The sequence below is a fragment of the Streptomyces cupreus genome, assembly GCF_014257025.1.
Lineage (GTDB): Bacteria > Actinomycetota > Actinomycetes > Streptomycetales > Streptomycetaceae > Streptomyces > Streptomyces cupreus.
Map to the genome: position 1 here is coordinate 1 of NZ_JACMSF010000020.1, position 25,941 is coordinate 25,941.

At 70.9% G+C, this 25,941-nt stretch carries 20 protein-coding genes; 10 read left to right on the forward strand and 10 right to left on the reverse strand.

Annotation, left to right across the window (positions count from 1 at the left end; translation table 11 throughout):
* From H4N64_RS19585 to H4N64_RS19595, 3 genes are all read right to left on the reverse strand, one after another.
* The coding region (locus tag H4N64_RS19585) for a serine/threonine-protein kinase (RefSeq protein ID WP_260859826.1) at positions 1 to 1,462 on the reverse strand (1,462 nt) is incomplete at its 3' end.
* 65 nt (positions 1,463 to 1,527) lie between these two features.
* The gene (locus tag H4N64_RS19590; RefSeq protein WP_186283668.1) at positions 1,528 to 2,196 is read right to left on the reverse strand and encodes a hypothetical protein; all 669 of its coding nucleotides are present in this window, start codon (positions 2,194 to 2,196) and stop codon (positions 1,528 to 1,530) included.
* Positions 2,197 to 2,314: 118 nt separating this feature from the next.
* Positions 2,315 to 4,594: an N-6 DNA methylase gene (locus H4N64_RS19595; protein WP_186283669.1), complete on the reverse strand. Its 2,280-nt coding sequence runs from the start codon at positions 4,592 to 4,594 to the stop codon at positions 2,315 to 2,317.
* A 209-nt stretch (positions 4,595 to 4,803) separates the two neighbouring features.
* On the opposite strand from H4N64_RS19595, the gene H4N64_RS19600 reads away from it, so the two are divergent.
* A complete protein-coding gene (locus H4N64_RS19600; RefSeq protein ID WP_186283670.1) occupies positions 4,804 to 5,484 on the forward strand; it encodes a hypothetical protein in 681 nt (226 codons plus the stop codon).
* A 153-nt stretch (positions 5,485 to 5,637) separates the two neighbouring features.
* On the forward strand, positions 5,638 to 6,453 hold the full coding sequence (locus tag H4N64_RS19605; RefSeq protein ID WP_186283671.1) for a hypothetical protein: 816 nt from the start codon (positions 5,638 to 5,640) through the stop codon (positions 6,451 to 6,453).
* Between the two features lie 54 nt (positions 6,454 to 6,507).
* Here the strand turns inward: H4N64_RS19605 and H4N64_RS19610 are convergent, their stop codons facing one another.
* Positions 6,508 to 7,278, reverse strand: a complete 771-nt coding sequence (locus tag H4N64_RS19610; RefSeq protein WP_186283777.1) for an HNH endonuclease family protein — start codon at positions 7,276 to 7,278, stop codon at positions 6,508 to 6,510.
* A 155-nt stretch (positions 7,279 to 7,433) separates the two neighbouring features.
* On the opposite strand from H4N64_RS19610, the gene H4N64_RS19615 reads away from it, so the two are divergent.
* Positions 7,434 to 7,619, forward strand: a complete 186-nt coding sequence (locus tag H4N64_RS19615; protein WP_186283672.1) for an antitoxin — start codon at positions 7,434 to 7,436, stop codon at positions 7,617 to 7,619.
* A gap of 162 nt (positions 7,620 to 7,781) precedes the next feature.
* On the opposite strand, the gene H4N64_RS19620 is transcribed toward H4N64_RS19615, so the two are convergent.
* Positions 7,782 to 8,672 carry an SCO6745 family protein gene (locus H4N64_RS19620; protein ID WP_186283673.1) on the reverse strand — a complete coding sequence of 297 codons (891 nt, stop codon included), beginning with the start codon at positions 8,670 to 8,672 and terminating at the stop codon, positions 7,782 to 7,784.
* 127 nt (positions 8,673 to 8,799) lie between these two features.
* Here H4N64_RS19620 and H4N64_RS19625 point away from each other — a divergent pair, with 127 nt between their 5' ends.
* Positions 8,800 to 9,405: a TetR/AcrR family transcriptional regulator gene (locus H4N64_RS19625; RefSeq protein WP_186283674.1), complete on the forward strand. Its 606-nt coding sequence runs from the start codon at positions 8,800 to 8,802 to the stop codon at positions 9,403 to 9,405.
* Here H4N64_RS19625 and H4N64_RS19630 read toward each other — a convergent pair.
* From H4N64_RS19630 to H4N64_RS19645, 4 genes are all read right to left on the reverse strand, one after another.
* Positions 9,392 to 11,407 (reverse strand): NACHT domain-containing protein, encoded by a 2,016-nt coding sequence (locus H4N64_RS19630; RefSeq protein ID WP_186283675.1) that lies wholly within the window; start codon positions 11,405 to 11,407, stop codon positions 9,392 to 9,394. The genes H4N64_RS19625 and H4N64_RS19630 overlap by 14 nt on opposite strands.
* A 28-nt stretch (positions 11,408 to 11,435) precedes the next feature.
* Positions 11,436 to 14,969 (reverse strand): transcription-repair coupling factor, encoded by a 3,534-nt coding sequence (mfd, locus tag H4N64_RS19635; RefSeq protein WP_186283676.1) that lies wholly within the window; start codon positions 14,967 to 14,969, stop codon positions 11,436 to 11,438.
* A gap of 323 nt (positions 14,970 to 15,292) precedes the next feature.
* Complete coding sequence (locus tag H4N64_RS19640) at positions 15,293 to 17,872, reverse strand: ABC transporter permease (protein WP_186283677.1); 2,580 nt, start codon at positions 17,870 to 17,872, stop codon at positions 15,293 to 15,295.
* A complete protein-coding gene (locus H4N64_RS19645) occupies positions 17,869 to 18,657 on the reverse strand; it encodes an ABC transporter ATP-binding protein (protein WP_186283678.1) in 789 nt (262 codons plus the stop codon). The genes H4N64_RS19640 and H4N64_RS19645 overlap by 4 nt, the downstream gene beginning before the upstream one ends.
* 485 nt (positions 18,658 to 19,142) lie before the next feature.
* Here H4N64_RS19645 and H4N64_RS19650 point away from each other — a divergent pair, with 485 nt between their 5' ends.
* The 6 genes from H4N64_RS19650 to H4N64_RS46770 all read left to right on the forward strand — a co-directional run bounded on the left by H4N64_RS19650 (position 19,143) and on the right by H4N64_RS46770 (position 24,833).
* On the forward strand, positions 19,143 to 20,558 hold the full coding sequence (locus H4N64_RS19650; RefSeq protein WP_260859827.1) for an MFS transporter: 1,416 nt from the start codon (positions 19,143 to 19,145) through the stop codon (positions 20,556 to 20,558).
* Positions 20,559 to 20,579: 21 nt separating this feature from the next.
* The gene (locus H4N64_RS19655) at positions 20,580 to 21,068 is read left to right on the forward strand and encodes a GNAT family N-acetyltransferase (RefSeq protein ID WP_186283680.1); all 489 of its coding nucleotides are present in this window, start codon (positions 20,580 to 20,582) and stop codon (positions 21,066 to 21,068) included.
* A gap of 204 nt (positions 21,069 to 21,272) precedes the next feature.
* The gene (locus tag H4N64_RS19660; protein WP_186283681.1) at positions 21,273 to 21,704 is read left to right on the forward strand and encodes a DUF485 domain-containing protein; all 432 of its coding nucleotides are present in this window, start codon (positions 21,273 to 21,275) and stop codon (positions 21,702 to 21,704) included.
* Entirely contained in the window at positions 21,701 to 23,317 is a 1,617-nt protein-coding gene (locus H4N64_RS19665; RefSeq protein ID WP_186283682.1) for a sodium/solute symporter, read from the forward strand. The genes H4N64_RS19660 and H4N64_RS19665 overlap by 4 nt, the downstream gene beginning before the upstream one ends.
* Before the next feature lie 127 nt (positions 23,318 to 23,444).
* Complete coding sequence (locus H4N64_RS19670; RefSeq protein ID WP_186283683.1) at positions 23,445 to 23,711, forward strand: RICIN domain-containing protein; 267 nt, start codon at positions 23,445 to 23,447, stop codon at positions 23,709 to 23,711.
* 3 nt (positions 23,712 to 23,714) lie between these two features.
* Positions 23,715 to 24,833, forward strand: coding sequence for a pectate lyase (locus H4N64_RS46770; RefSeq protein ID WP_418896279.1), 1,119 nt, complete (start codon positions 23,715 to 23,717; stop codon positions 24,831 to 24,833).
* 111 nt (positions 24,834 to 24,944) lie between these two features.
* Here the strand turns inward: H4N64_RS46770 and H4N64_RS19680 are convergent, their stop codons facing one another.
* Positions 24,945 to 25,832: a cellulose-binding protein gene (locus H4N64_RS19680; protein WP_186283685.1), complete on the reverse strand. Its 888-nt coding sequence runs from the start codon at positions 25,830 to 25,832 to the stop codon at positions 24,945 to 24,947.
* Positions 25,833 to 25,941 lie beyond the last annotated feature (109 nt).

The window sequence follows — 25,941 nt, forward strand, 5'->3', positions numbered from 1 at the left end:
CACGCACCTGCCCCAGCCACTGGAGCGTCCGTCGGATGTCCGTCGCCATGGGGTGGGCGGGTCCGTGCAGGCGTTCCACGTCGTGCAGGAGGCGTACCAGGGTGTCGTGGGCGGCGGGTCGGTCGCCGAGGGCGAGGAGGAGGTGGCCGATGCGGCGGCGGACGTCGTGGGCGAGCTCCGGGTCGCCGGCCACGTACTGGTTCTCGTAGTACGGAAGCAGCGCCCGGTATTCCGTCAGTGCCGCCGCCGGGTCGCCGAGCTGCTCCAGGCACTGGGCCGCGTCGTAGCGGAAGCGCAGGGACTGGGGGTCGGCATGGCCGGCCTCGGCGGCGCGTTCGGCGGCAAGGGCGCGCAGGACGGGGAGCGCGCGCCGGTACTGGCCGTCGTCCATGAGCGTGGCCGCGTACTGCTTGCGCAGGGTGCGCACGACCGGGGAGTTCTCGCCGTGCTGCTCGGCGGCGACCGGGAGGATCGCGCCGAGGATGTCGACGGCCTGGGTGATACGGCCCTCGCCGAGGAGGCGCTTGACCTCGTCGACGGCGCGGGCGACGTCCGGCTTCTCGGCGACCGGGGTGACCGGTGTGGCGGGGGCGGGCTGGGGCGCGGGCGTGCGAGCGCGGTCCGGCCAGGGGGCGTGCGGGCGCAGGAACGGGCGCGTGGGGTCGAGGGGCGCCCCGGTGGGCATCCCGCGCGCGGGCAGCAGCAGCGCCAGGTCCTCGTATACCTCCTGCGCGGACGCCGGACGGTGCTGCGGGTCCTTGGCGAGCAGGCGCAGGACCAGCGCTTCCAGTGCCTCGGGCACCTCGGGACGCATCCGGCGCACCGGCAGCGGCGGCTCGTACAGATGCCGGTGCAGCACACCGAGCGCCGTGGAGCCGGAGAACGGCACGTCGCCGCTGAGGAGTTCATGCAGCAGCACACCGAGCGCGTACAGGTCGGTGTACGGGCCGACCGCGCCGCCCATCGCCTGCTCGGGCGCCATGTAGGCGGGCGAGCCGATGGGTGTGCCGGTGTGGGTGAGGCGGGTGGTGTCGGCGTCCATGACGGAGGCGACGCCGAGGTCGAGAACGGTGACCGTGCCGTCCTGCTTCACCATCACATTGCGCGGCTTGAGGTCGCGGTGGACGATCGGCACGGCGTGCACGGCGCTCAGCACGGCGCACAGTTGCGCGGCCACCGCGACCGCCCACTGCCAGGGGTACGGGTCGTGCTCGGCGAGATGGTCGGACAGGTCCGCGCCGTCGACGTACTGCATGACGAGGAACAGCTCCTCGCCCTCGCTGCCCGCGTCATGCACGGTGACCAGACCGGGGTGGTCGACCTGCGCGGTCACCCGGCACTCGCGCACGAACCGACGGCGCAGTTCGTCCGCCTCCTGCCCCGCCACCTTGTCCGGGCGCAGCAGCTTCACCGCCACGCGCCGGTCGAGCCGTTGGTCGTACGCCGTCCAGACCTGGCCCATGCCGCCCTGCCCGATGAGCGTGGACAGTTCGTAACGGCCGGCGACGACACGCCCTGTCGTCACGGTCACCTTCCGCCCTCGTGGTCCCCGCCGCGGCCGTCGTGGTTGCGCAGATAGTCACTGAGCTCGTCGAGCTCGGCGCGCACCTGGTCGATACGCGCGGGTGCGGGCCGCTGCGGCGGCGGGGGCGCCGGTACGGGGCTGGGGGGCACGGCGTCCTGGGGCATCGGCGGACGAGGGGCCGCCGCCGGGTGCGGTGTCGGCGTGGGCGGCTGCTGCGCCAGGGGCTGCTGGACCGGCGTGGTCGTGTACGGCGCCGGCGGCTGCGGATAGCCGTAACCGGCGGGCCCGTGCGGCGCGTGGATCGTCGTGGCCTGCGCCGGCGCGTAACCGCCGTACCGCTGGCGGCGCAGCGCGCTGTGGAAGCGGATGTCCATCACCAGGAAGTACACGGAGCTGAACGCGCCGAGCAGCAGGACCGCGGCCAGCGCGATGTCCGACTTGACGTCGGTCTCCGGCACCGAACCGACCACCGCGAAACACGCGATGGACAACGGCAGGCTCACCCAGGCCAGCAGCCAGTCCGGCCAGCGTCCGCGCAGGATGGCCACCCTGAACAGCGGCACGCACGCGAGGATCCCGCAGGACAGGAATCCGGCGGCGGCGAACAGCACGCGCAGGGAGATGACTGTTGCCTCGCTGCGGGTGGGCGGCGCCGCGCCGTGGCCGTACATGACTGCTCCTGGACCGGTTGGCCGATGGGACGAAGGAACGACAGAGTTCGAGCGTATAGGCCGACACGGACAACCGGTCCCGGGTTGTACCGAACCGTTGTTGTACTGATCACTTCCCTCAGTCGGGAGCGACCGTCCCATCGGTCAGACCGTCGTACATCCCGCGCACGAGCTGGTCCCCGAGCCGGTTCGCGTGCCTGAGCGCCCGCTCGAACTCGTCGAGTGCGCGGAAGCGCGCGCCGTAGCGCCGCTGCTCGTCGAGCGGCAGCCGGGGCAGCTGGAGGCGGCGCACGTCCAGGCGCGTGGCGGTGGAGGCGTAACTGCTGGCCTGGCGGTTGTTGGCGGTGCCGCGCAGGAAGCCGGCGAGGAACCAGGAGTCGAGCGCCGTGCGATCGGGGCGCAGCAGCACGAGGTTGCGCCCCAGGGCGGCGCCCCCCGTCGCCTCGTCGATCACGCGCGCCATCGAGCCGCCGCCGAGCACCGGCACGACGACATCGCCCGGCTCCGTCAGCACCGGCTCCTCGTCGCTCTCGGGCAGTGTCCCCGAGGGGGCCGTCCCGGCGAGGACGTCATGGTCGGTGAGCACGGGCACACGCGCGTGGCCGCCGTTTCCGCCGGTACGCATCACCAGGGCTCCCCCGCGCGCGAGTTCACCGACGGTGGTGAGCGGCCAGCGCACGGGCCGAGCGCCCGCGGCGGGCGGCGGGGTGAGCTCGGCGGCGAGTCCCAGGGTTTCCCCCAGGCGCTCGCGCACGGCCGTGAGCTCCTCGGCGCCGTCGGCCGCGGTGGGGGGCGGCAGATGGCGGGCCGGGGCGAGGTCGACGTCGTCGTCGAGGAGTTCGATCACGGGCAGCGCGCGGGCCAGACCGGGCCGCTCGTCGAGGGTGCCGGTCCGGTCGAAGGCATGCCAGGCGTCGAGCACGGCCTCCCGCACGGCCCGCCAGTCGGGCCCGCCACGCCCCTCCGTCGCGAACTGCCCGGCGTCCGCGAGCAACACCTCGGGCTGCGCCGGCGCCTTGTCGGGCCTGCGCAGCACCCACAGGTGCAGCGGGATGTTGTACGGCGGTGCAGCGCCGACCGGCAGCGCGACGACGGCGCGCAGCGCACCGCGCCGCAGCAGGTCGGCGCGGATCCGGCGGCCGGAGCGGCGGGAGGCGGCGGCAGGCGGCATGAGCAGCACGGCCGTACCGCCGTCCTTCAGGCGCGCGAGCGCGTGCTGCACCCAGGCCAGCTCGGACTCGTTGCGCGCCGGGAAGCCGTACTCCCAGCGGGGGTCGTAGGCGAGTTCGTCATGGCCCCAGTTGCGCTCGTTGAACGGCGGGTGACACAGGACGGCGTCGGCGCGCAGCTCCGGATACGCGTCGGCGCGCAGGGTGTCGCCGGCGGCGGCGCGCACGGTGGCCCGGGTGCGCAGGGCGAGCCGCAGCGCGGTGACGGCGGCGAGGTCGGGGGCGGTGTCCTGGGCGTACAGCTCCTGCTCGGGGCGGGGGGCGACGGCGCGCAGGAGGGCGCCGGTGCCGCAGGCCGGGTCGAGGGCGGTACGGGCCGGGCCGGCCAGGTCGGCCATGAGCCCGGCGAGTTCGGCGGGCGTGAGCGTGTACTGGCGCGGGTTGGCGTCGAGGTGCCGGCCGAGCAGGAACTCGAAGGCCTGGCGGGCGCCGCCCATCTCCGCGGCGAGCTCTGCGGCGCCGCGCAGGAGGGGGGCGGAGGGGAGGACTTCGGGGCCGGTGGGGGTGTGTACGGCGGGGGTGGTGTTCACAGGGGGTGGGGTGTTCACGGCGCCGGGGCGATTCACGGCACTGGGCGCGGTCGGGGCGATGGGGGTGTTCACAGCGCCCGACGGGTTCACGGAGCCCGGTTCGTTCACGGAGCCAGGCTCATTCACAGAGCCGCGTTCGTTCACAGCGACGCGGGACCTCGCTCCGCCACGCGAGTTCACAGCACCCGGCGAGTTCACAGCCGAACGCGAGTTCACAGCCGCCGCGCCCCTTCGCGCCGACGTCGCCCCGAACCGCGGTGCGAGCACCTGCTCCAGCGCCCCCGGCAGCATCGCCGCGAGCCGTTCGTCGGAGCCGGCGCTCACCTCCAGCCAGAGCGTGGGCCGGTCATGGATGAGCAGGAGCACACAGCCGGCGTGAGTGAGGGCGGTGACCGGACCTTCGGGATGTCCCGCGAGCTGCTGCCAGACCCGTTCGCGCAGCGGGACTTCGGCGAGTTTGCCCTGGCGGCGGAGCCAGGCCTCGACCTCGGCGAGCGCGAAGGAGGGGCTGGTCTCGGTGCCGCCCACGGGCTTGGGGAAGTCGGCGTGCCGACGCCGCCAGTTGCTGACGGCGGCACGGCCGACGCCCGCGAGCCGGGCGATTCCGGCCGCGGTCACCTCTGTCGCATTGTCCTGCACCGCCCGGCTCCCCTCGCCCGCCCGATTTCGCCTGCATCCGATCTGTGGCGTCGAGCATACCGACGTACGCAAGATCCGGGCATTCACGCCCGTGTACATAAGCCATCCCGTGAATCGTGTTGACTCGGTTCACAAGCTCTGGTCTTATTGACCCATCGAACGAGCGACCGCCGGTGAAGGCGGTCGCCGCTCAGGGGAGGGGAACAGCCATGGGCATGAAGGGCAAGGTCGCGCTGGGCGCCGTCGTGGGGATCGTCGTCATCGGCGCCGTGTCGGCGAACGCCGGAAGCGACGGCGGCAACTCCGGCGACAAGGGCTCTTCGGCATCCGCGGACCGCAGCACCGGTGGCGACAAGAAGAAGTCGGACGCGGCGGAAGTCGCCGAGAAGAAGGTCGCGTTCGAGGGGGACGGCGACTTCCAGGTCGGTTCGGACATCAAGCCCGGCACCTACCGCACCACCGGCAACACCGACGGCCTGTGCTACTGGGAGCGGGCCAAGGACTCGTCCGGCGAGATGGACTCGCTGCTGGCCAACGACAATGTGACCGGCACCAGTTACGTGACCATCAAGGCCACCGACAAGCTCTTCTCCTCCAGCGGCTGCGGCGACTGGGAGGCCGTCGACGAGAAGGCGAAGGGCTCCCGGGCCTCGAAGATGGCCGGCGACGCGGGCATGCTCAGAGTCGGCGTCGACATCGCGCCCGGCACCTACAAGTCCACCGGCAACACCGACGACTCCTGCTACTGGGAGCGCGCCAAGAACGCCGACCACTCGATCGACTCGATCATCGCCAACAACAACGTGACCGGCACGGCCGTCGTCACCATCAGCGCCTCGGACGCCTACTTCAAGACGTCCGGCTGCCAGGACTGGAAGAAGTCCGCCTGACCCAGGCCCCCGAGGCCACTCGTCGCCACGCGGGGCGCGGCACACCAACAGCACCGCCACGCCCCGCCCGCGTCGCCGCCCGCCGTGAGGGCGGCCCACCTCATCAGCTCACCTCAGCGCCCCCGCGCGCTTCGTCTTCATCGAGGAACCCTCATGCGTCGTACCGCACTTGCCGCTCTCTGTCTCACCGCCGTCGCCACCATGGCCGTCACCGGCTGTCAGGGCGACGACAAGTCGGAGGGCAAGGCGAAGGACAAGCCCAACGCCGGCCAGTCGGACAAGGCCGGTCAGTCCAGCAAGCCGAAGGAAGCGTTCGCCGGACTGACCGGCGGGGAGATCGTCGACCGGGCGGTGAAGGCGACCAGCGGCGCCGACTCGTTCCGGATCAAGGGCGACATCCCCGACGAGGAGAGCGGCGGCACGATCTCCATGGACATGGCCCTCAACCGGAAGGGCGACTGTGCCGGCCACATCAGCATGGACGGCGAGGGCCGGGCCGATCTGATCAAGAGCGGCGACACGGTCTACATGAAGTACGACGAGGCCTTCCTGCGCGGCCAGAGCGAGGGCGAGTCCAAGGCGGAGGCCGACGCGGCGGTCGCGATGCTGGCCGGGAAGTGGACCAAGATGTCCGCCAAGGGCGCCGACGCCGAGGAACTCGCCGGCTTCTGCGACCTGAACACGATCCTCGGTGACGCCGCCGACGGCGAGTCGGACGCCACCCGCGGCAAGACCACCACGGTCGACGGCACGCCCGCGATCACCCTGTACGAGAAGGACGGCAACGAGAAGGCCGGCAAGGAGAGCTTCACGATCTACGTCGCCACCGAGGGCGAGCCGTATGTGCTCAAGCTCGTCAGCACCACCCCCTCGGACCCCGGCTCGCTCTCCTTCAGCGACTACGACAAGCCGGTCCCGACGGACAAGCCCACCGGCGAGATCATCGACCTGGACGCGCTCGGCTCCTGACCGCCCCGGTCCGGTCGTGCCACTGCTGAAGCGAGCCTGACGTTCGGGCGGGCGTCAGCCTCCGCACTGGCGCAGCATCATCTGCTTGTCGGGCGGTGTCACGGGCAGCTCGTACTTGAGCGAGACCTGGGCGAAGCGCACCGCGTAGGAGCAGCGGATCTGTTTGTTCGGGGGGAGCCAGGCGGCGGGGCCCGAGTCGCCCTTGGAGCTGTTGGTGGGTCCGTCGACCGGCATCAGGTTCAGCGGGTCGTTGGCGATGTCCTGGCGTTTGCCCTCGGTCCAGCGTGCGGCGCCCATCTGCCAGTCGTAGGAGAGCGGCATGACGTGGTCGATCTGGACCTCTGTGGCACGGGACTTGGTCCAGTCGATCGTCCTGCCCGTGTACGGGTCGTCCAGCCGCATCGACATCACCACGCAGTCCGAGCCGGACCGGAAGCGCAGGTCCTCGCCGTCCCGCTGGAGGAGGTCGTTGCGGGTGTCGCAGCCGTTGCGGGCGAACGGTATGCCGCCCGGGGCCGAGTCCATCCAGGCGTAGCCGAACTCGTCGCGGTCGTACCCGGTCCTGGGGCCGCGACCCTTGGTCGCCACCTTCTCGATCAGAGCCCGCGCCTCGGCCCGGTCGGCGTCGGAGGTGATGGCGGCCAGGCCCGGCTCGGTGCCGTCGGGGTTGTCCAGGGGGCTGACCGCACGGCCCGGGCCGGCGCCCTGGGCGGAGCCGGAAGCGGCGTCGTCCAGGGGCAGGTCGTCCAGGTCGTCGCAGCTCGTGAGTACGAGCACCATGCCGAGCACCGCGGCGGATGCCGCCGCCCCGCCCCTCAGACGCATCACGCTGCGCCCCTCCCCTGCGTGCCGGTCCCGTACCGGTTTTCCGACCCCCCACGGTAGCGGCCGAGAGGTTCAGACCATACCGATCGAAAATGCGCATTCGTCGCATCAGCGGCGTATCGTCGGTTGGGAGTCACCTCCGGAAGGAGCTCTGGATGGGCATCTTCGACAGATTCAAGAGCAACCGCGGAATGCAGGACAAAGCCAAGGACATGTCCGACACCGCGGAGAAGAAGGTCAACGAGAAGACGGGCAACAAGTACGAGAGCCAGGTCGACGACGCGCAACGCAAGGCCGAAGGCGCGCTCGGCATGGACCGCGACAAGCCCGGACAGCCATAAGGCCGGAGACCCACGGAGGTCCTGAGACCCGCCGGACGGCATCCCCCGCGGGGGCGTGCTCCGCCGGGTTCCCCGAACCATCCTGGAAACAGAAGCCGTCCGATAGACCCACCACCCGCGGGCGGCTTCGCCTGTTCGAAACCGCTGCACCACCGCGCGCCTTCAGACCTTCCCTATCCCCAGCGTCGTCTCCGAGGGCAGCAGGCCCGAGGAGAGAACCGCGACCCAGAACTCGCCCAGCAGGTCGGCGAGTCGGTCGATGTCCTGGGGCGTGAGTGCGCGCCAGGGGTCGGCGGCGACATGGTCGGTGTGGTCCTCTATGCCGCGACGCAGGTCGTGACCCGACTCGGTTGCCGTGCCGTCGGCGTTCAACAGACCACGGGCGACGAGCCGTTCGCGCGCCGCCGCCCACTCCTGCACGCTCCAGCCCCGGCTCGCGAAGCGCTCGACGGACGCGGCGCCTATCGCGGCGAAGGACACGAGCGACTCGATCGGGTCGAGGCCGGCGACGAGCAGGGCGGCGAGATGGCCGTCGCCGCGGTGCTCGCGCAGGATCGTCGCCGCGTGCCACAGCTGAAGGTGTGGGGCCTGCGGCCAGTCCAGTTCGGCGTTGGCCGCGGCGAGCGGGCGGCCCGCCGTGTTCGCCGCCTCGGCAGCGCGCCGGGCGAGGGCGGCGACCTCTGCAAGTTCCGGGCTGTCGACGCGGTCGCCGAATATCGCGCGGTACGCCCGGTCCATGCCGCGCAGTCTCGCCGTCACCACGTCGTCAGGACTCGCACTCCGCCATGCCGGGTCGATGTGCTCGGCGACCATGCGCGGGCTGAAGCTGTAGAAGGCGGAGGTCACGCGCTCGGCGCCGACCGCACCCAACGGCGCGGCGCGCAGCGGGAAGTAGCTCGGCCAGCGCTCCTTCGTGTCGTACCCGAGCGCGGCGGCCTCCTCGAAGACCTCCGGCGCGTAGTACAGCACCGCGTGCAGCGGCTCCAGCAGGTGCCAGAGCTGGCGGACACGGGTCGGTTCGATCCCGCCGGACTCCTCGTCGTACGTCGACATGGTGATTCCCCTCGCACCCCAGGCCGGTGATGACCGAGTCTGGAACCCGCTCACAACTTGACACTGGCTAGATTGCCCGAGCCGCCGCCAACTTGTCAATGCCTAGATTCCGCGTAGGCTGCTGAGCATGCCGCCCGCACAGTCGAGGAATTCCGCCGAACGCCCGTACCACCACGGTGACCTGCGGCGTGCCGTCCTCACCGCCGCGCTCGACGTCATCGCCGCCGACGGCCCCTCCGGCCTGAGCCTGCGCGACCTGGCCCGCCGCGCCGGGGTCTCGCACGCGGCGCCCGCGCACCACTTCAAGGACCGCACCGGCCTGCTGACGGCGATCGCCGCGGAGGGCTTCGGGCTGCTGGCGGCCACCCTCACCGAGGCCTCGGACCTGAAGGACGCGGGCGTGCGCTATGTACGCTTCGCCCGCGAACACCCGGCGCACTTCCAGGTGATGTTCTCGCCCCAACTGCTGCGCGCCGAAGACCTGGAACTCACCACGGCCCGCGTGCTCGCCGGTGACGCCCTGCGCGGAGCCGTCGCGACCGTACGCCCCGGCGAGCTCGGCCTCGACCCCCGCCTCGCCGGAGTCGCCGCCTGGTCCCTGGCCCACGGCTTCGCCACGCTGCTCCTCGGCCACAACCTGGACGGGCCCGTGGGCAACCGGGACCCGGAGGAGGTGTTCGGGGCGGTGGCGACGATGCTGTTCCGAGCTGACGCAAGCGTCAAGGACGCCTGACCGGCTCCGGATTGCGCACCACCCACTCCTGGAACTCACGGTGGCGGAACTGGTAGGCCACACCGGAGGTGCGCAGCAGGCCCGCGGTCACGGACCAGTCGAGGAAGGCCTGGAAGCGGAGGCCCAGGCGGGGATGGCGAATTCGGTAGATGTGGTAGCCGATCCAGTCCTGCATGCCCGTCAGCGCGGCGGCCAGCAGCCCGTCGGTGAAGATCAGGTCGCCGAGCCCGATGTGACCGCTGACCATCTGGCCGCTCGACAGCAAAAGCGTGGCGAGCGCGATCAGGTACCAACCAGTGCGGATCGGGCCGCTCGGACCGACGGCCGTGCTGTCCAGCTGTGTGATGACGCCCAGCCCCACGACCACCGCCATGAAGCCACCCGTCAGCCACAGCACCCAGGGGTCTCCCAGTCCACCCCATGCCTCAGGAAGCGCCACCCACAGGCTGAACACCAGCATGGCGAGCACGGCGTAGGTCCACACGCTGCGTGCGTGCCACATCCTGCGCAGCCCCAGCCTCCACAGCGGGCCGCCCAGGGGCGGGGTCGCCATCGCGGAGAAAGACGGCGAGAAGATCCCGCCGCTCTCGCGCAGCTCCCAGTACAGCAGGTAACAGGTGAGGAAGAGGACCGCCCCCGCGAGGAACAGCTCGTCCACGTAGCTGTCCCACCGCGCCAGCACAAGCGCGGGCAGGATCGCGAGAGCCACCAGCCCGACCAGAACCGTCGGCCGCAGCGCTCCCCGCACCCGATCCGCCAGCCGCAGGAGCACCAGATCGGTCTCGTCCGCGCCGTCGGCACCGAGCGTCAGCGCGAGCTGGTGCAGCCGCTCATGGATCAGCCGCTCCTCGTAACGTCCGGCCTCTCCGGGCGCGTTGTCCGCCGCGGCCCCGATGAACCGGCCCAGCAGCAGCTCCGCCACCGAGCCGTCCGGTCCGGTCGCCGCCCGCAGCAAGTCCCCCGGATCCCCCCGGCGTTCGTACACCGTGGCCGTCAGCATCAGCCGCCACGGCGTGGACAGGTCACGGGCCAGCGTGCCCGAGGGCGCGTTCCGCAGTTCGTCCAGGACCGGCTGCCACGCGGCAGGCCTGCGGGCGGCTCCCCTCTGTTCGAGGAAGCGCACCGCTTGCTCCGGGTCCACCGGATCGATCTCGATCCTGGCCGCGTCGAGGATGTGGCTGCCGTCGGCCTCCAACTCGTCGTAGCGGCGGGTACGGCAGGTCAGCACGAGCGGCGCCGGATCCGTGCCGTCCTGGTAGCGGGCGAGCGCCTCCAGAGCGGCACGCGCGCGTGAGTCCTCCGCGGCCACTTCCGCGGCGTCCATCTCGTCCAGTCCGTCGAGGACGGGCAGGACCCGGCGCCCGCGCACCACTCGGCGGGCGGAGCGGCGCGGCATGCCGAAGTCCCGTTCGAGATGCCGTGCGATCCAGTCACCGAGCCCCTCGCGTGTGTCCCAGTCGGCCAGGGCGACGAGGACAGCGACCGGTTCGCTCTCACCGCGTGCCTTGTTGAGCTCCATCACGAGCTTGCGCGCCAGCACGGTCTTACCGGCTCCGGGCTCCCCCGTGATCACCAGCCGTCGTGGTCGTACGGCCCGATAGTCCTCGACCACTCGCTCCAACTGCCCCGCCGGGGTGGGCGGAAGCGCGGCGGCACGCGCGTGGGCGTACGGCCGGAAGGAGAAGGTCACGTCGATGGCCTTGAGGTCGCCGCCGAGGCTGTGCATCCACTGGGGCTCGCCGACCGACCGCACCTCCCGTACGAGCCGGGCCACCGCCGCCGCCTCGTCCTCGTGCGCGCCGGAACGCGTCGCCAGCCAGCCGATCAGGGCCAGCACCAGGGCGAGCAGTGCCGCGACCATGGAGATCAGACTCATGCGGTCCGACACTCCCAGCGACCCCTGCCGCCCCGCCAGCACGTACGCCAGCGCCCCGCCGACCAGCACACAGGTCACCGCCACCCAGGCAACGGCGACCCTGCTCCCGCTTCCCCCGACAGCCATGCCCGACATGGTGCCGGAAACCGGCCGGCTACGACCCCAGAATCGACGCCAAGAACTCCCCGACCCAGCCCAGCAGTTCCCGCCCGACCAGCGGCTTCCCGCCCACCTTCGCAGTCTTCGGGCGCGGCACCAGCACCTGATGCACCGCCGGTTTGACGACCGATCCGGGGTACAGCCGCTTCAGCCGCAGTTCCTGCGACTCCCGCAACTCCACCGGTGCGAAGCGGATGTTGTTGCCCTGGAGGACGATCTCGCCGACGCCGCACGCGCGTGCGAGCATGCGCAGGCCTGCCACCAGGAGGAGGTTCTCCACCGGTTCGGGCAACTTGCCGTAGCGGTCGACGAGTTCCTCTCGTACGGCCTTGATGTCCTCCTCCGTGTTGGCGGAGGCGATCGAACGGTAGGCCTGGAGCCGGAGTCGCTCGCCGGGCGCGTAGTCGTGCGGGACGTGTGCGTCGACCGGGAGCTCGATCTTGACCTCCAGCGGCGGTTCCTCCTCCACGCCGCCCTCCAGGGACGCGCGGTAGTCCGCCACCGCCTCGCCGACCATACGGACGTACAAGTCGAAGCCGACGCCCGCGATATGGCCGGACTGCTCGCCGCCCAGGAGGTTGCCGGCGCCTCGGATCTCCAGGTCCTTCATGGCCACGTACATGCCCGCGCCCATCTCCGTGTGCTGAGCGATGGTCGCCAGCCGCTCGTGGGCCGTCTCCGTCAGCGGCTTCTCCGGCGGGTACAGGAAGTACGCGTAGCCGCGCTCGCGGCCACGGCCGACCCGGCCGCGCAGCTGGTGCAGTTGGGAGAGGCCGAAGTTGTCGCCGCGCTCCACGATCAGCGTGTTGGCGTTGGAGATGTCGATGCCCGACTCGACGATCGTCGTCGACACGAGCACGTCGAACTTCTTCTCCCAGAAGTCCACCACCACCTGCTCCAGCGCCGACTCCGACATCTGGCCGTGCGCGGTGGCGATTCGGCCCTCGGGGACGATCTCGCGGAGCCTGGCGGCCGCGCGGTCGATCGACTCCACGCGGTTGTGGATGTAGAAGACCTGGCCCTCGCGCAGGAGTTCACGGCGGATCGCCGCGCCGATCTGCTTCTCCTCGTACGGGCCGACGAAAGTCAGCACCGGGTGCCGTTCCTCCGGCGGGGTGGTGATCGTGGACATCTCGCGGATGCCCGTCACGGCCATCTCCAGCGTCCGCGGGATCGGCGTCGCGGACATCGTCAGTACGTCCACGTTCGCCCGCAGCTTCTTCAGCTGCTCCTTGTGCTCGACGCCGAAGCGCTGCTCCTCGTCGACGATGACCAGACCCAGGTCCTTGAACTTCGTCTCCGACGAGAACAGCCGGTGCGTGCCGATGACGACGTCCACCGCGCCGTCCTTCAGGCCCTCCAGGACCGCCTTCGCCTCGGTGTCCGTCTGGAAGCGGCTGAGCGCCCGTACGTTGACCGGGAACTGCGAGTACCGATCGGAGAACGTCCCGAAGTGCTGCTGCACCAACAGCGTCGTCGGCACCAGCACCGCCACCTGCTTGCCGTCCTGTACGGCCTTGAAGGCGGCCCGGACCGCGATCTCGGTCTTGCCGTAGCCGACGTCGCCGCAGATCAGGCGGTCCATGGGGACGGACTTCTCCATGTCCTCCTTGACCTCGGCGATGGTGGTGAGCTGGTCCGGGGTCTCCGCGTAGGGGAAGGCGTCCTCCAGCTCGCGCTGCCAGGGCGTGTCCGCCCCGAAGGTGTGGCCCGGGGCCGCCATGCGCGCGCTGTACAGCTTGATCAGGTCGGCAGCGATCTCCTTGACGGCCTTCTTCGCGCGTGCCTTGGTCTTGGTCCAGTCCGCGCCGCCCAGGCGGTGCAGCGTGGGCGCCTCGCCGCCGACGTACTTGGTGATCTGCTCCAGTTGGTCGGTGGGGATGTAGAGCCGGTCGCCGGGCTGGCCGCGCTTGGCGGGGGCGTACTCCACGACGAGGTACTCGCGCGTGGCGCCCTGGACGGTCCGCTGGACCATCTCGATGTAGCGGCCGACGCCGTGCTGCTCGTGGACGATGTAGTCGCCGGACTCCAGGGTCAGCGGGTCGATGGTCTTGCGGCGGCGCGCGGGCATGCGCGCGCCGTCCTTGCCGGCCGCCTTCTGGCCGGACAGGTCGGTCTCGGTGAGGACGGCGAGCTTCAGCGCCGGGTCGACGAAGCCGTAGTCGATCGAGCCGCACGCCACGTGCACGACGGACGGGCTCAGCGTCGTCAGGTCCGTGTCCAGGCGGGCGGCGATGCCCTCGCCGCCGAGCACCTCGACCGTGCGGGCCGCGGGGCCGTGGGCCTCGGTGACGTAGACCGCGCGCCAGCCGTCGGCGAGCCAGCCCTTGGTGTCGGCGAGCGCCTTCGCGGTGTCGCCGCGGTAGGTCTCCGGCGCGTGCATGCCGAGCTTGAGGGTGTCGGCCTCTTCGAGCGCCTCGTCCGCCGCGAACGGCGACACCGACCACCACATCATGTCCAGCTCGCGCGCGCGGTCGCGTACGTCCGCGATCGACCACAAGGAGGCCGCGCCGACGTCGATGGGCGCCTCGCCGCCGCCCGCCGTGGCCGCCCAGGACGCCTGGAGGAACTCCTGCGAGGTCGCCACGAGATCGGCCGCACGCGTGCGTACCCGCTCCGGATCGCACACCAGAGCCATCGCGCCCTTGGGCAGCACGTCGAGCAGCAGCTCCATGTCGTCGACGAGCACCGGAGCCAGAGACTCCATTCCTTCTACGGCGATCCCCTCGGCGATCTTGCCGAGCAGCTCGCCGAGCTCCGGGTGCTGTTCGGCGAGTGCACGCGCGCGTGCGCGTACGTCCTCGGTGAGCAGCAACTCGCGGCAGGGCGGCGCCCACAGGCCGTGCTCGGCGACCTCCAGGGAGCGCTGGTCGGCGACCTTGAAGTAGCGGATCTCCTCGACGTCGTCGCCCCAGAACTCGATGCGCAGGGGGTGTTCCTCGGTGGGCGGGAACACATCGAGGATGCCGCCCCGTACGGCGAACTCGCCGCGCTTCTCGACCAGCTCGACGCGGGAGTACGCGGCGGCGGCGAGGGACTCGACGATGTCGTTCAGGTCGGCGGTCTGGCCGGTGCGCAGGGCTACCGGTTCCAGGTCGCCGAGTCCCTTGACCTGCGGCTGGAGGACGGAGCGGACGGGCGCGACGACGACGGAGACCGGGCCGGTCTCGGGGTCGTCGGGCCGGGGGTGGGCCAGGCGCCTGAGGACGGCGAGGCGGCGGCCGACGGTGTCGCTGCGGGGGCTGAGGCGCTCGTGCGGCAGCGTCTCCCAGGAGGGGTACTCCACGACGCCCTCCGGGGGGAGGAGGGAGCGCAGGGCGGCCGCCAGGTCCTCGGCCTCCCGGCCCGTCGCCGTCACCGCGAGCACGGGGCGGCCGGCCTCGCGGGCGAGGGCGGCGACCGCGAAGGGGCGGGCCGCCGGGGGGCCGACGAGGTCGACGTGCATGCGGTTGCCATCGGCGGCCGCGGTGATCGCTTCCGCGAGGGCGGTGTCCAAGACGGCGGCGTCGAGCAGACCGTGCAGGCTCATTCGGGGCGGCTTTCGTCCGGGGGCGGGCAACACGAACCGCCCGACACGCATCGCGGGCCGGGGGTGTCTCCAGCGTACGTCGCTGCGCCGACAGGCGCGGGGGCTGTGGATAACGCCGACTTTGTGGATACCGGCGTCTGCGTGGGCGCCATGGTGTTCTCGCCCCCGCCGCCCCTACCCGTCCCGTCCCTGGGGGCTGCCACCCCCAGAACCCCCGCTTCGGCCCTGAACGGGCCTCGTCCTCAGAAGAACAGCCCGGTGCCGGGAAGCCCCCCAAGGCTCCCCGGCACCGGTTTCTCCCCCGCAACCCCCGTGTGCGGTGGCTACTCCGTCGCGATTGCGTTCAGTACGTTCATCCGGCCCGCCCGGAACGCCGGGATCAGTGCCGCGAACAGGCCCACGAAGGCCGAGCCGATGAAGACGCCGCCGATGGTGACCCAGGGGATCTCCAGGACCTTCAGGCCCTCCAGGGCGAGCAGCTTCTGGGCCGTCGCGCCCCAGCCCATGCCCAGCCCCAGGCCCAGCAGCGCGCCGAAGAGGGCGATGACCACCGACTCCATGCGGATCATGCGGCGCAGCTGGCGGCGGGAGAGGCCGATGGCTCGCATCAGGCCGATCTCACGGGTCCGCTCCACCACCGACAGGGCCAGGGTGTTCACCACACCCAGGATCGCCACGATGATCGCGAGGGCCAGCAGGCCGTAGATCATGTTCAGCAGCTGGCCGATCTGGTCCTTCAGGGCCTCCTTGTAGTCGGTCTGGTCGCGCACGGTGTACTGCGGGTAGTCGTGCAGCGCCGACTTCAGGGACTTGTACGCGGCGTCCTGTTGCCCGTCCTTCGCCGAGGCGAAGACCAGCTGGTCGAGCGGCATCTTGTCGGCCGGCACGTACTTGGCGAGCGTGGCGATCGAGGTGTACTTGGAGCCCGCGTCGATGACGACGTCACTGCTGGTGATCGCCCGGACCGTCAGCTCGGCCGTGGCGCCGTCCTTGAAGTCGACCTTGATCTTCGAGCCGAGCTCGATGTCGTGGTCCTTCGCGAACTTCTCGTGGACGGACATCGAGTCGGGCTTGTAGGCGTCGGCGAGGTTTCCGGCGACCGTCTTGGTGCGCAGGTCCTCGGCGTACGTCGGGTCGGCCGCCGTGATGTCGGTGCTCTTGAGCGTCTTGCCGTCGGGGGTGACGTAGTCGGCCTCGGCGATCTTGTACTCGGTGACATGGTCGAGCCCCGGCGTCGACTTCGCCGCCTTCACGGCCTCCGGAGTGACCAGCTGGCCGCTGTCGGACTGGATGATGAAGTCCGTGCCGACGGTCTTGTCGAGCTGGTCGGTCGCCGAGGCGACCATCGAGGAGCCGACGACCGAGAGGCAGGCGACCAGCGCGAGCCCGATCATCAGGGCGGCGCCCGTGGCACCCGTACGGCGCGGATTGCGCAGCGCGTTGCGCTCGGCCATGCGGCCGACCGGGCCGAAGACCCGCAGGATCAGGGCGCCCAGGACCCGCACCACACCGCCCGCGAGCAGCGGGCCGATGACGACGAAGCCGATGAGGGACAGGACGATGCCGAGGCCGAGCCACAGCGAGCCGTCCTTGGCCTTGTCGGCCGACGCGGCCAGATAGAGGGCGTAGCCGCCGCCCGCGGTGAGCAGCGTGCCCAGCACGGCCCGCACCACGCCCGCCTTGGCGTCCGCCGGGGCGCCCGCGTCGCGCAGGGCGGCCATCGGGGAGACCTTGCCCGCGCGGCGGGCCGGCAGATACGCGGCGAGGACGGTGACGACCACGCCGAGGACCAGGCCGATGGCCGGGGTCGTCCAGACGATCGTCAGGTCGGAGGTGGACAGCTCCATGCCCATGGAGCCCATGAGCTTCATCAGGCCGATCGCGAGCCCGACGCCCGCGCCGACGCCAAGCACCGAGCCGACGAAGCCCAGCAGCAGCGCCTCCACCAGCACCGACCGGTTGACCTGCTTACGGCTGGAGCCGATGGCCCGCATCAGGCCGATCTCGCGGGTGCGCTGGGCGACCAGCATCGAGAAGGTGTTGATGATCAGGAAGATGCCGACGAGGAAGGCGATCCCGGCGAAGCCGAGCATCGCGTACTTCATGACGTTCATGAAGCCCTCGACGTCCTTCTGGTTGGCGTCGGCGGTCTCCTTGGCCGTCTGCACCTTGTAGCCGCCGTCGGTCGCGGCGAGCACGTTCTTCTTCAGCTGCGCGTCGGTGACGCCGCTCGCCGCCGTGACGTTGACGTTCGTGTAGACGTCCGGCTCGCCGACCAGCGCCTGCTGGGCGGTCCTGGTGTCCAGGTAGAAGATCGCCGCGCCGGGGTTGGTGACCTCGAAGTCGGCGATGCCGGAGATCTTCGCGGTGTGCGTGCCGACCGCGCTGATCACGCCGATCTCGTCACCGAGCTTCAGGTCGTGCTTGTCGACCGTGTCCGCGTCCACCATGACCTGGTCGGGGCCCTTGGGCGCCGTACCGTTGGTGATCTTCATGGTGCGGGCTTCGTTGCTGTTCCAGCTGCCGACGATGGTGGGGGCGCCGCTGGAGGGCGAGAGGCTGTCCTTGTCGCCGTCGACGACGGTCACCGAGGTGGAGAAGACGGCCCCCTCCGCCGACTTCACGCCCTGCACGCCGCGCACCTCGTCCAGCACGGAGGCCGGCATGACCGGCGGCTTGCCGTTGTCGGCCGTGGTCTCGCCGGTGTCCGAGGCTTCCTTCGAACTGACCGTCACATCGGAGGAGGTGGCGGCGAAGAGCTTGTCGAACGTCGTGTTCATGGTGTCGGTGAACACCAGGGTCCCGCAGACGAAGGCCACCGACAGCAGGACCGCCACGGCCGACAGGGCCATGCGTCCCTTGTGCGCGAAGAAGTTGCGCATCGAGGTCTTCAGGACGGTCATGACGTACGCCCCCGGGCGTCGAAGTCCTTCATGCGGTCGAGGACGGCCTCGGCGGTCGGCTTGAACATCTCGTCGACGATGCGGCCGTCGGCGAGGTACAGCACACGATCCGCGTAGGAGGCGGCGACCGGGTCGTGCGTGACCATCACGATGGTCTGCCCGAGCTCGTCGACCGAGCGGCGCAGGAAGCCCAGAACCTCGGCACCCGCGCGTGAGTCGAGATTTCCGGTCGGCTCGTCACCGAAGATGATCTCGGGCCGCGCGGCGAGCGCACGGGCCACGGCGACGCGCTGCTGCTGACCGCCGGAGAGCTGGGTGGGCCGGTGCTTGAGCCGGGAGGACAGACCGACGGTCTCGACGACCCGCGCCAGCCAGTCCCGGTCGGGCCTGCGGCCCGCGATGTCCATCGGCAGCGTGATGTTCTCGAGCGCGTTCAGCGTCGGCAGCAGGTTGAACGCCTGGAAGATGAAGCCGATCCGGTCCCGGCGCAGCTGCGTGAGCTTCTTGTCCTTCAGGCCGGTGATCTCGGTCTCGTCCAGGTAGATCTGACCGCTCGTCACGGTGTCCAGACCGGCGAGGCAGTGCATGAGGGTGGACTTGCCGGAACCCGAGGGACCCATGATCGCGGTGAACTGTCCCCGCGCGATGTCCACGTCCACATGGTCCAGGGCGACGACCCGGGTCTCCCCGGACCCGTAGGCCTTCACGACCTGCCGCGCCCGGGCGGCAACGGCCGTACGCCCTCCAGTGCCTCCGTGCCTGGGAATGGTCACGGCCGATGTCATGGCAATTCTCCTATGTCGGTCAACAAGTGGTCGTGCGAATCGGTGCAGATAGGTCGTGTGAAGCGGTACGTCGATGAGTCTGGTCTCGGGAGGGGCCCCGGCGCGCTGGTGCCCAGCGCAGTCTTTTGCGGGGGAAAACCCCACCCCCGCAAGGCCGGTCAGCCGCCCCCCAGCGGCGTAAAGCCAGGTTAAGGACCGGTCGGGGGCCCTCTCGTCCTCCGCCGGGACGAACCCTCCCCGAGCCCTGGTACGGAGATACCCCTAGGGGCAGTCCACCCTTCGGTGGAGTACTTCTCGGGGTTGTCTCCACCCTGGGGCCCGGTCCAGGTTCGCCCCTCCCGCCACGTGAGGGTCAAGTGGGATGCTGCGGGCGGTGGATAGATGCAGGGGGAAGGAATCCGGTGGGCGGCGATACGAGACCTGCGACACGCGACGTGGCCGAGCGCACCGGGACCGAGCGCCGCGGCGCCGTCGTGGCCGCCCTGATGCTGGCGATGGCGCTGGCCGCGCTCGACTCGACCGTCGTCTCCACCGCCGTCCCCCAGATCGTCGGCGACCTCGGCGGCTTCTCCTACTTCTCCTGGCTCTTCTCCGGCTATCTGCTGGCCGTGACGGTCAGCCTTCCCGTCTACGGCAAGCTCTCCGACACCTTCGGCCGTAAGCCGGTGCTGGTGGCGGGCGCTGCCGTGTTCCTGCTCGGCTCGCTGCTGTGCGCCGTCGCCTGGAACATGGGGGCGCTGATCGCCTTCCGGATCGTGCAGGGACTCGGCGGCGGCGCGCTCCAGGGCACGGTCCAGACGCTCGCCGCGGATCTGTACCCGCTGAAGGAGCGCCCCAAGATCCAGTCCAAGCTGTCCACGGTGTGGGCGGTGTCCGCGGTCGCGGGCCCCGGCGTGGGCGGTCTGCTCGCGGCGTACGCGGACTGGCGGTGGATCTTCCTCGTCAACCTTCCTGTCGGGGCGGTGGCGTTGTGGCTGATCGTGCGTCATCTGCACGAGCCGGAGCGGGAAACGCCCGCCACGCGCGCGCGTGTCGACTGGGCGGGCGCGCTCGCGGTGTTCGCGTGCGGCGGCGTCCTGCTGACCGCGCTGGTCCAGGGCGGGGTGGCCTGGGCCTGGCTGTCGGCGCCCTCGATCGCCCTGCTGGCCACGGGACTCGCGCTCGTGGCGGTCGTCGTCCTGGTCGAGCGCCGGGCGGCGGAGCCGATCATCCCGGGCTGGGTCTGGCGCCGCCGTACGATCGCCGCGGTCAACCTCGCCCTCGGCGCGCTGGGCCTGCTGATGGTCGCCCCGACCGTCTTCCTGCCCACCTACGCCCAGTCGGTGCTCGGCCTCGGCCCCATGGCCGCCGGATTCGTGCTGTCCGTATGGACGTTGAGCTGGCCGGTGTCGGCCGCCTTCAGCCAGCACGTCTACCGCAGGATCGGCTTCCGTGACACCGCGATGCTCGGCATGGCGGCCGCGGCAGTCATCCTGTTCGCCTTCCCGTTCCTGCCGTATCCGGGCCAGGCCTGGCAGCCGGCGCTGCTGATGCTGCTGCTCGGCGGCGCGCTCGGGCTCTTCCAACTCCCGCTGATCGTGGGCGTCCAGTCGACGGTGGGCTGGTCGGAGCGGGGCACCACCACGGCGTCCGTGCTGTTCTGCCGGCAGACCGGTCAGACGCTGGGCGCGGCGGCCTTCGGCGCCATCGCCAACGGTGTCCTCGCGGCCCGCCTCGGCGGCGCGAGCGACCTGGACTCGGTCACCCGCGCACTGGACTCCGGTACGGCGTCGGAGGCGACCCGGCACGCCATCGCGGACGCGGTGCACGCCGTGTATCTGGGCGCGTCCTGCGCTGCGGCGTCGGCATTCCTGGTGCTGTTGTTCCTCGCGCCGAGGAGGTTCCCGGTGATCGGGGACTGAGCCGTCCCTATCCTGGATCGCATGGTGAGGTTGGAGCGGCTGCGGGCCGACCACGCGGGCGCGCTGTTGGCCTTCGAGCGAGAGAACCGCGCGTACTTCGCGCGCACGATCCCCGACCGCGGTGACGCCTACTTCGAACCCGCCGTCTTCGCCGCCCGCCACCAGTCCCTCCTCGCCGAACAGCGCGTCGGCACCTGCCACTTCCACGTCCTCCTCGACGACGAGGGCCGGCTGATCGGCCGTGTCAACCTGGTGGACGTCGAGGACGGCAGCGCCGAACTCGGCTATCGCGTCGCGGAGAGCGCGGCGGGCAAGGGCGTGGCGACAGCGGCGGTCGGGGCGGTGTGCGGTCTTGCGGCGACGGCGTACGGACTCCTCGCGCTCACCGCGGTCACGACGCTGGACAACCTGGCCTCGCGGGCCGTCCTGGAGCGCAACTCCTTCGCGCCCACGGGCGAACTCATGGTCGACGAGCGGCCCGGCATCGCCTATCGCCGCGAGCTGATGTAGTCGGCGCTCTCAAAAAGTCGGAGTTAACGGGGGTAACACCCGAGGTCAGACCGGTCGGGACGAAAGTAAGCGCATACCGACCACTCAGTTTGCCCAAAGCCTCGCGGATCTTGCTACCAGCGAGTACCGTGCGTCACCCGCTCCACTGCCCCCCACCTCCCTGCGGTCCGCACCGGACCCGAGCCGCCATGCAAGGAGCACGGGATGTCCTCCGACCCGTACCCGCATTACCCCGTTCAACCGCAGCAGCCGTACGCCACCTACCCCTGGCAGCCGCCCGTGCCCGCCGACCCCCCACAGCAGCGCGTCCCGCGCCACCCCGCGCTCGGGCACCACAGCGATCTGCGCATCCTGCGCAGCGCCTACCGCTGGCAGCGGCGCACCGCCACCCTCACCGCGCTCGGCTACTTCGTCCTGTTCCTGATCCTCTCGGCGACCGCGCCGTCCTTCATGACGAGCACGGTGACCGACGGCCTGCCCACCGGCCTGCTGCTCGCCCTGATCCAACTCCCCGTCACCTGGCTGGCGACAGCCCTGTACGAGCACACCGCGCACCGTTACGTAGACCCGCTCGCGGACCGCATCCGCAAGCAGGCCGTGGTGGACGCCCGACGCGAGGAGGCCTCGCGCCGATGACGTCGACACAGTTCAGCGGCGACGCGCAGGCGATGTCCCTGGTGGCGTTCTCCGCCGTCGCCACGATCACGCTGCTGCTGTGCGTAATGACCGGCCCCGACCGGGACGACCTCGACGAGTTCTACACCGGCTACGGTTCCCTGTCCGCCATGCGCAACGGCCTCGCTATAGGTGGCGACTACATATCCGCCGCCACCGTGCTCGGCACCACCGGGGTCATCGCCCTGTACGGCTACGACGGCATCGTCCTCGCCCTCAGCACGGCGCTGTCGCTGATGCTGCTGATGTTCCTGCTGGCCGAACCGCTGCGCAACGCGGGCCGGTTCACCATGGGCGACGCGCTGGCCCGCCGGATGCCCGGGCGGAGCGTTCGGATCACGGCGTGCCTGGTCACGATCGCCGCACTGGTGCCGCTGATGGTGGTCCAACTGGCCGGCACCGGGCAGCTGATGGCGTTCATCCTCGGCTTCTCCGGCGACTCGCTGAAGACGGGCTGCATCATCGGCCTCGGCGCCCTGATGATCAGTTACGCGGCGATCGGCGGCATGAAGGGCACCGCCCTCATCCAGATCCTGAAGATGGTGATGCTGCTCGGCTCGGGCGCCGTGGTCGCCGCCATGGTGCTGAGCAAGTTCGACTGGGACCCGGTGGCGCTGCTCGACGCGGCCGCCGGACAGAGCGGGGTAGGCTCCGCCTTCCTGAACTCCGGGTTGCAGTTCTCGGGCGGGCCGCACCCGGGCCTGGACATGATCAGCTCGCAGCTGGCCGTCGTCCTCGGCGGTGCCTGTCTGCCGCATGTCACCATGCGCATGTACACCGCCGACAGCGCCCGCCAGGTGCGCCGCTCGATGTCCTGGGCGGTCTCCACGGTCGTGCTGTTCGTGCTGGTCATCACGGTCGTCGGATTCGGCGCGACCGCGCTGATCGGGCGGGCGGTGATCGCCGGGGCCGATCCGCAGGGCAACACCGCCTATCTGCTCGGCTCGCAGGCCGCGTTCGGGGTCGAGGTCTCCACGGCGGAGACCTTCCTGTTCACCATGGTCACCACGGCGATCTTCCTCACCCTGCTCGCCTCGGTCGCCGGAATGATCCTCGCCTGCGCCAACTCCCTCGCCCATGACCTGTTCGCCACCCGGGTACGGGAGTTGTCGGGACGGCGCGAGATGATGACGGCGCGGTTGTCCGCACTGGCCGTGGGGGCGCCCGCGATCCTGCTCGCCACGCTGGCACAGCACCGGAGTCTTCAGCCCCTGGTGACGCTGTCGTTCTGCCTCGGCGCCTCGGCCATCGCCCCCGCCCTGGTGTTCAGCCTTTTTTGGCGCCGCTACACCCGGACCGGCCTGCTCAGCACGCTGATCGGCGGGTCACTGGTGGTGCTGCTGCTGATGCCGGGCACGAATCTGGTCTCCGGATCACCCTTCTCCGCCTTCCCCGAGGCCGACTTCAACTGGTTCCCGTTCACGACGACCGGGCTCGTCTCCATTCCGGCCGGGTTCCTGTTCGGATGGCTGGGGACTGTGGTGTCGGGGCGCCAGAACGCCGAGGAACAGCGACGGCAGTACGAGGCCGTGGAGGGGTGGATTCTGGCGGGGGCGCTGCGCCGACAGGGGTGACCGTATCTTTGATGTCCGCTTTTTTGATGTCCGCGCGCGGCAACCTTTCGCGCCGTCGGTGGCGACAGGGGGACGGAAGCGCACTTGATCTTCCGTCTCCCCCGAACTTCCGAACGAGAGCGACGACGTGAGCGAGAGAGCAACGGCCCGCAGGCACCGGCCGCGGCGCAGGACATCGACCCGCCGCAGGGCTTTTCTGATCGGCGGCCTGGTCACCACCCTGGGCGCGGGCGCGGTCACCGGCGGCATGCTGATGACGGCCTCGGCGTCGGGGCCGGGCGCGGGCAGCTACCGGCTGGTGAACGCGGCCGACAGCACATGTCTGACCGTGCCTTCCGGTGGAACCCAGTTGGCCACGGCGGCGTGCGACGACAGCGCCGACGCTCAGGTCTGACAACTGGCTGACACGGACGGCGGGTTCACCGTCAAGGCCGCCGGCAGCGGGCTGTGCGCCACCGTGAAGGGCGCCTCCACGTCGGCCGGCAAGGCGGTGCAGCAGCAGGCCTGTGACGGCAGCGCGGCCCAGGTGTGGGAGCTGAGCGCGGTGGGCGAGGCGTACCACCTGGTCAACGCGAACAGCTCGAAGTGCCTGAACGTCAAGTCGGCGCTGGCGCAGCAGAACTCGTGCGACAAGGCGAGCAGCAAGAGCTGGACGCTGCTCGCGGAGGGCGAGGCGGCTCCTTCGACTTCGGCCTCTGCCTCGGCTTCGCCATCCGCGTCCCCGACCGCCACCAAGTCGGCCACGGCTTCCCCGTCGGCGTCCACCACCAAGTCGGCCACCGCATCCGCGTCGGCGTCCACCACGATGTCCGCCACCAGCGGTACGGCCCTCGCCGCTTGGCCGACCCCCACGGGCAACCAGGCCGTGAGCTCCACCATCGAGGTCTCCGGCACCTACGACGGCTCCCTCAAGCGCTTCCACGGCTCCGGCGACCTCGGCAGCGACGGCCAGTCCGAGAGCCAGGGGCCGCTGTTCGAGCTGGCCGACGGCGCGGTCCTGAAGAACGTCGTCCTCGGCTCCCCGGCCGCCGACGGCGTCCACTGCCTGGGCAGTTGCACGCTCCAGAACGTGTGGTGGGAGGACGTCGGCGAGGACGCCGCCAGCTTCAAGGGCAAGTCGACCTCCGCGAAGTACCTCGTGGACGGCGGCGGCGCCCGCAAGGCGGACGACAAGGTCCTGCAGTTCAACGGCGCCGGCACCCTCACCGTCAGGAACTTCCAGGTCGAGGACTTCGGCAAGCTGGTCCGCTCGTGCGGCAACTGCTCGACGCAGTACCAGCGGCACATCGTCATCAGCAACGTGAAGGCGACCGCCCCCGGCAAGGTCCTGGTGGGCGTCAACGCCAACTACGGCGACACCGCGACGCTCTCCGGCGTGACCGTCGTGGGCGACAAGGACCTCACCGTCTGCGAGCGCTTCAAGGGCAACAGCGGCGGCGACGAGCCGACTTCGCTCGGCGAAGGCCCTGACGGGACGACCTGCCGCTACAGCACCTCGGACGTCACCCACCAGTGACGTGAGCGCCGTGCATCGGTGAACCACGCCGGGTCGTGAGTCCCTCGGGAGGACTCGCCCCGGCTCTCGAAGGGGCGCCCGGGAAACGGGGGCTCGGGCGCCCCTGCACCACTACTCCGCCGCGGCCCGCCCGGTCAGGGTGATCAGGCTGTTGCGTACGTGGTCCATGTGGGCGCGTACATCGTCCCAGCGCTCCCCGTGCTCGCACAGCACGCGCTCGGTCTCGCTCGCGATCCGCTCCTCGCGCAGCCGCGCCGCCGCGATCACCTCGGCCGCCCGCGCCCGCGCCTCCTCCTGGCGCCGCCGCCCCGCCGCCTCGGCGTCAGCAAGGGCCTGCTTCGCGTCGGACAGCGCGGCCTCCGCGCGCGCCACCTGCTCGGCGTGCCGGGCCTCGGCGGCGGCCGCGCGCTCCTCGGCCTCGCGCTCGACCGCGGCCCACCGTTCGGCATGCTCCTTGTCCTGCTCGGCGAGCATGCCGGCGGTGCGCTGCCGCATCTCGCGCAGGGCGGCGAGCGCTTCGCTGCGACTCTCCTTGACCTCGCGCCGGGCCGCGATCCGGGTCTCGTCCGCCTCGGCGCGGGCCGCGAGCAGGCGCTGACGTGCTCGCTCCTCCGCCTCGGCGCGTACGGAGTCGGCGTGCGCCTGCGCCTCGCCGAGCACGCCGTCCGCGTGCGCCCGCGCCTCCTCCGCTAGGCGCTGCGCCTCCTGGCGGGCGGCCTCCCGCACGGCGGCGGCCTCCTCGGCCCCGAGCTGGAAGATGTGCCGCGCCCGCTCCCCGAGGGTGTCGTACGTCTGCGGGGCGAGCCGGGCCACGGTCTCGCGCAGCCGTACCGCCTCCGCCTCCATCTCCTTGGCGAGCACGGTCAGCCGGGCGGCGCGCTCCCAGGCGGCGTCCCGGTCCTGGGAGAGCGCGGCGGCGTACGCGTCGACCTGTTCGGGACGGTAGCCACGCCCCCGTACGGCCACGAAGCCGTGAGGCGAGACCGGTGTGCCGCTCATGCTGGAACCCCTCTCCATCAGACGGACGCAAAATCATGAATTCGCGGACATCTTGATGTATCGGAAAGAAAGGTGCATAACGCGACACTCCGGGCAGTGGTCACGGTCG

What these genes read in the sequence shown, in the direction of transcription:
- H4N64_RS19610 (WP_186283777.1), bottom strand. Translation starts at nt 7,278, where the DNA reads ATGCGTCTGAGGGGCGGGGCGGCGGCATCCGCCGCGGTGCTCGGCATG.
- H4N64_RS19615 (WP_186283672.1), top strand. Translation starts at nt 7,434, where the DNA reads ATGGGCATCTTCGACAGATTCAAGAGCAACCGCGGAATGCAGGACAAA.
- H4N64_RS19645 (WP_186283678.1), bottom strand. Translation starts at nt 18,657, where the DNA reads ATGACATCGGCCGTGACCATTCCCAGGCACGGAGGCACTGGAGGGCGT.
- mfd (WP_186283676.1), bottom strand. Translation starts at nt 14,969, where the DNA reads ATGAGCCTGCACGGTCTGCTCGACGCCGCCGTCTTGGACACCGCCCTC.
- H4N64_RS19680 (WP_186283685.1), bottom strand. Translation starts at nt 25,832, where the DNA reads ATGAGCGGCACACCGGTCTCGCCTCACGGCTTCGTGGCCGTACGGGGG.
- H4N64_RS19660 (WP_186283681.1), top strand. Translation starts at nt 21,273, where the DNA reads ATGTCCTCCGACCCGTACCCGCATTACCCCGTTCAACCGCAGCAGCCG.
- H4N64_RS19600 (WP_186283670.1), top strand. Translation starts at nt 4,804, where the DNA reads ATGGGCATGAAGGGCAAGGTCGCGCTGGGCGCCGTCGTGGGGATCGTC.
- H4N64_RS19590 (WP_186283668.1), bottom strand. Translation starts at nt 2,196, where the DNA reads ATGTACGGCCACGGCGCGGCGCCGCCCACCCGCAGCGAGGCAACAGTC.
- H4N64_RS19640 (WP_186283677.1), bottom strand. Translation starts at nt 17,872, where the DNA reads ATGACCGTCCTGAAGACCTCGATGCGCAACTTCTTCGCGCACAAGGGA.
- H4N64_RS19605 (WP_186283671.1), top strand. Translation starts at nt 5,638, where the DNA reads ATGCGTCGTACCGCACTTGCCGCTCTCTGTCTCACCGCCGTCGCCACC.
- H4N64_RS19630 (WP_186283675.1), bottom strand. Translation starts at nt 11,407, where the DNA reads ATGGCTGTCGGGGGAAGCGGGAGCAGGGTCGCCGTTGCCTGGGTGGCG.
- H4N64_RS19650 (WP_260859827.1), top strand. Translation starts at nt 19,143, where the DNA reads ATGCTGGCGATGGCGCTGGCCGCGCTCGACTCGACCGTCGTCTCCACC.
- H4N64_RS19655 (WP_186283680.1), top strand. Translation starts at nt 20,580, where the DNA reads ATGGTGAGGTTGGAGCGGCTGCGGGCCGACCACGCGGGCGCGCTGTTG.
- H4N64_RS19665 (WP_186283682.1), top strand. Translation starts at nt 21,701, where the DNA reads ATGACGTCGACACAGTTCAGCGGCGACGCGCAGGCGATGTCCCTGGTG.
- H4N64_RS19625 (WP_186283674.1), top strand. Translation starts at nt 8,800, where the DNA reads ATGCCGCCCGCACAGTCGAGGAATTCCGCCGAACGCCCGTACCACCAC.
- H4N64_RS19620 (WP_186283673.1), bottom strand. Translation starts at nt 8,672, where the DNA reads ATGTCGACGTACGACGAGGAGTCCGGCGGGATCGAACCGACCCGTGTC.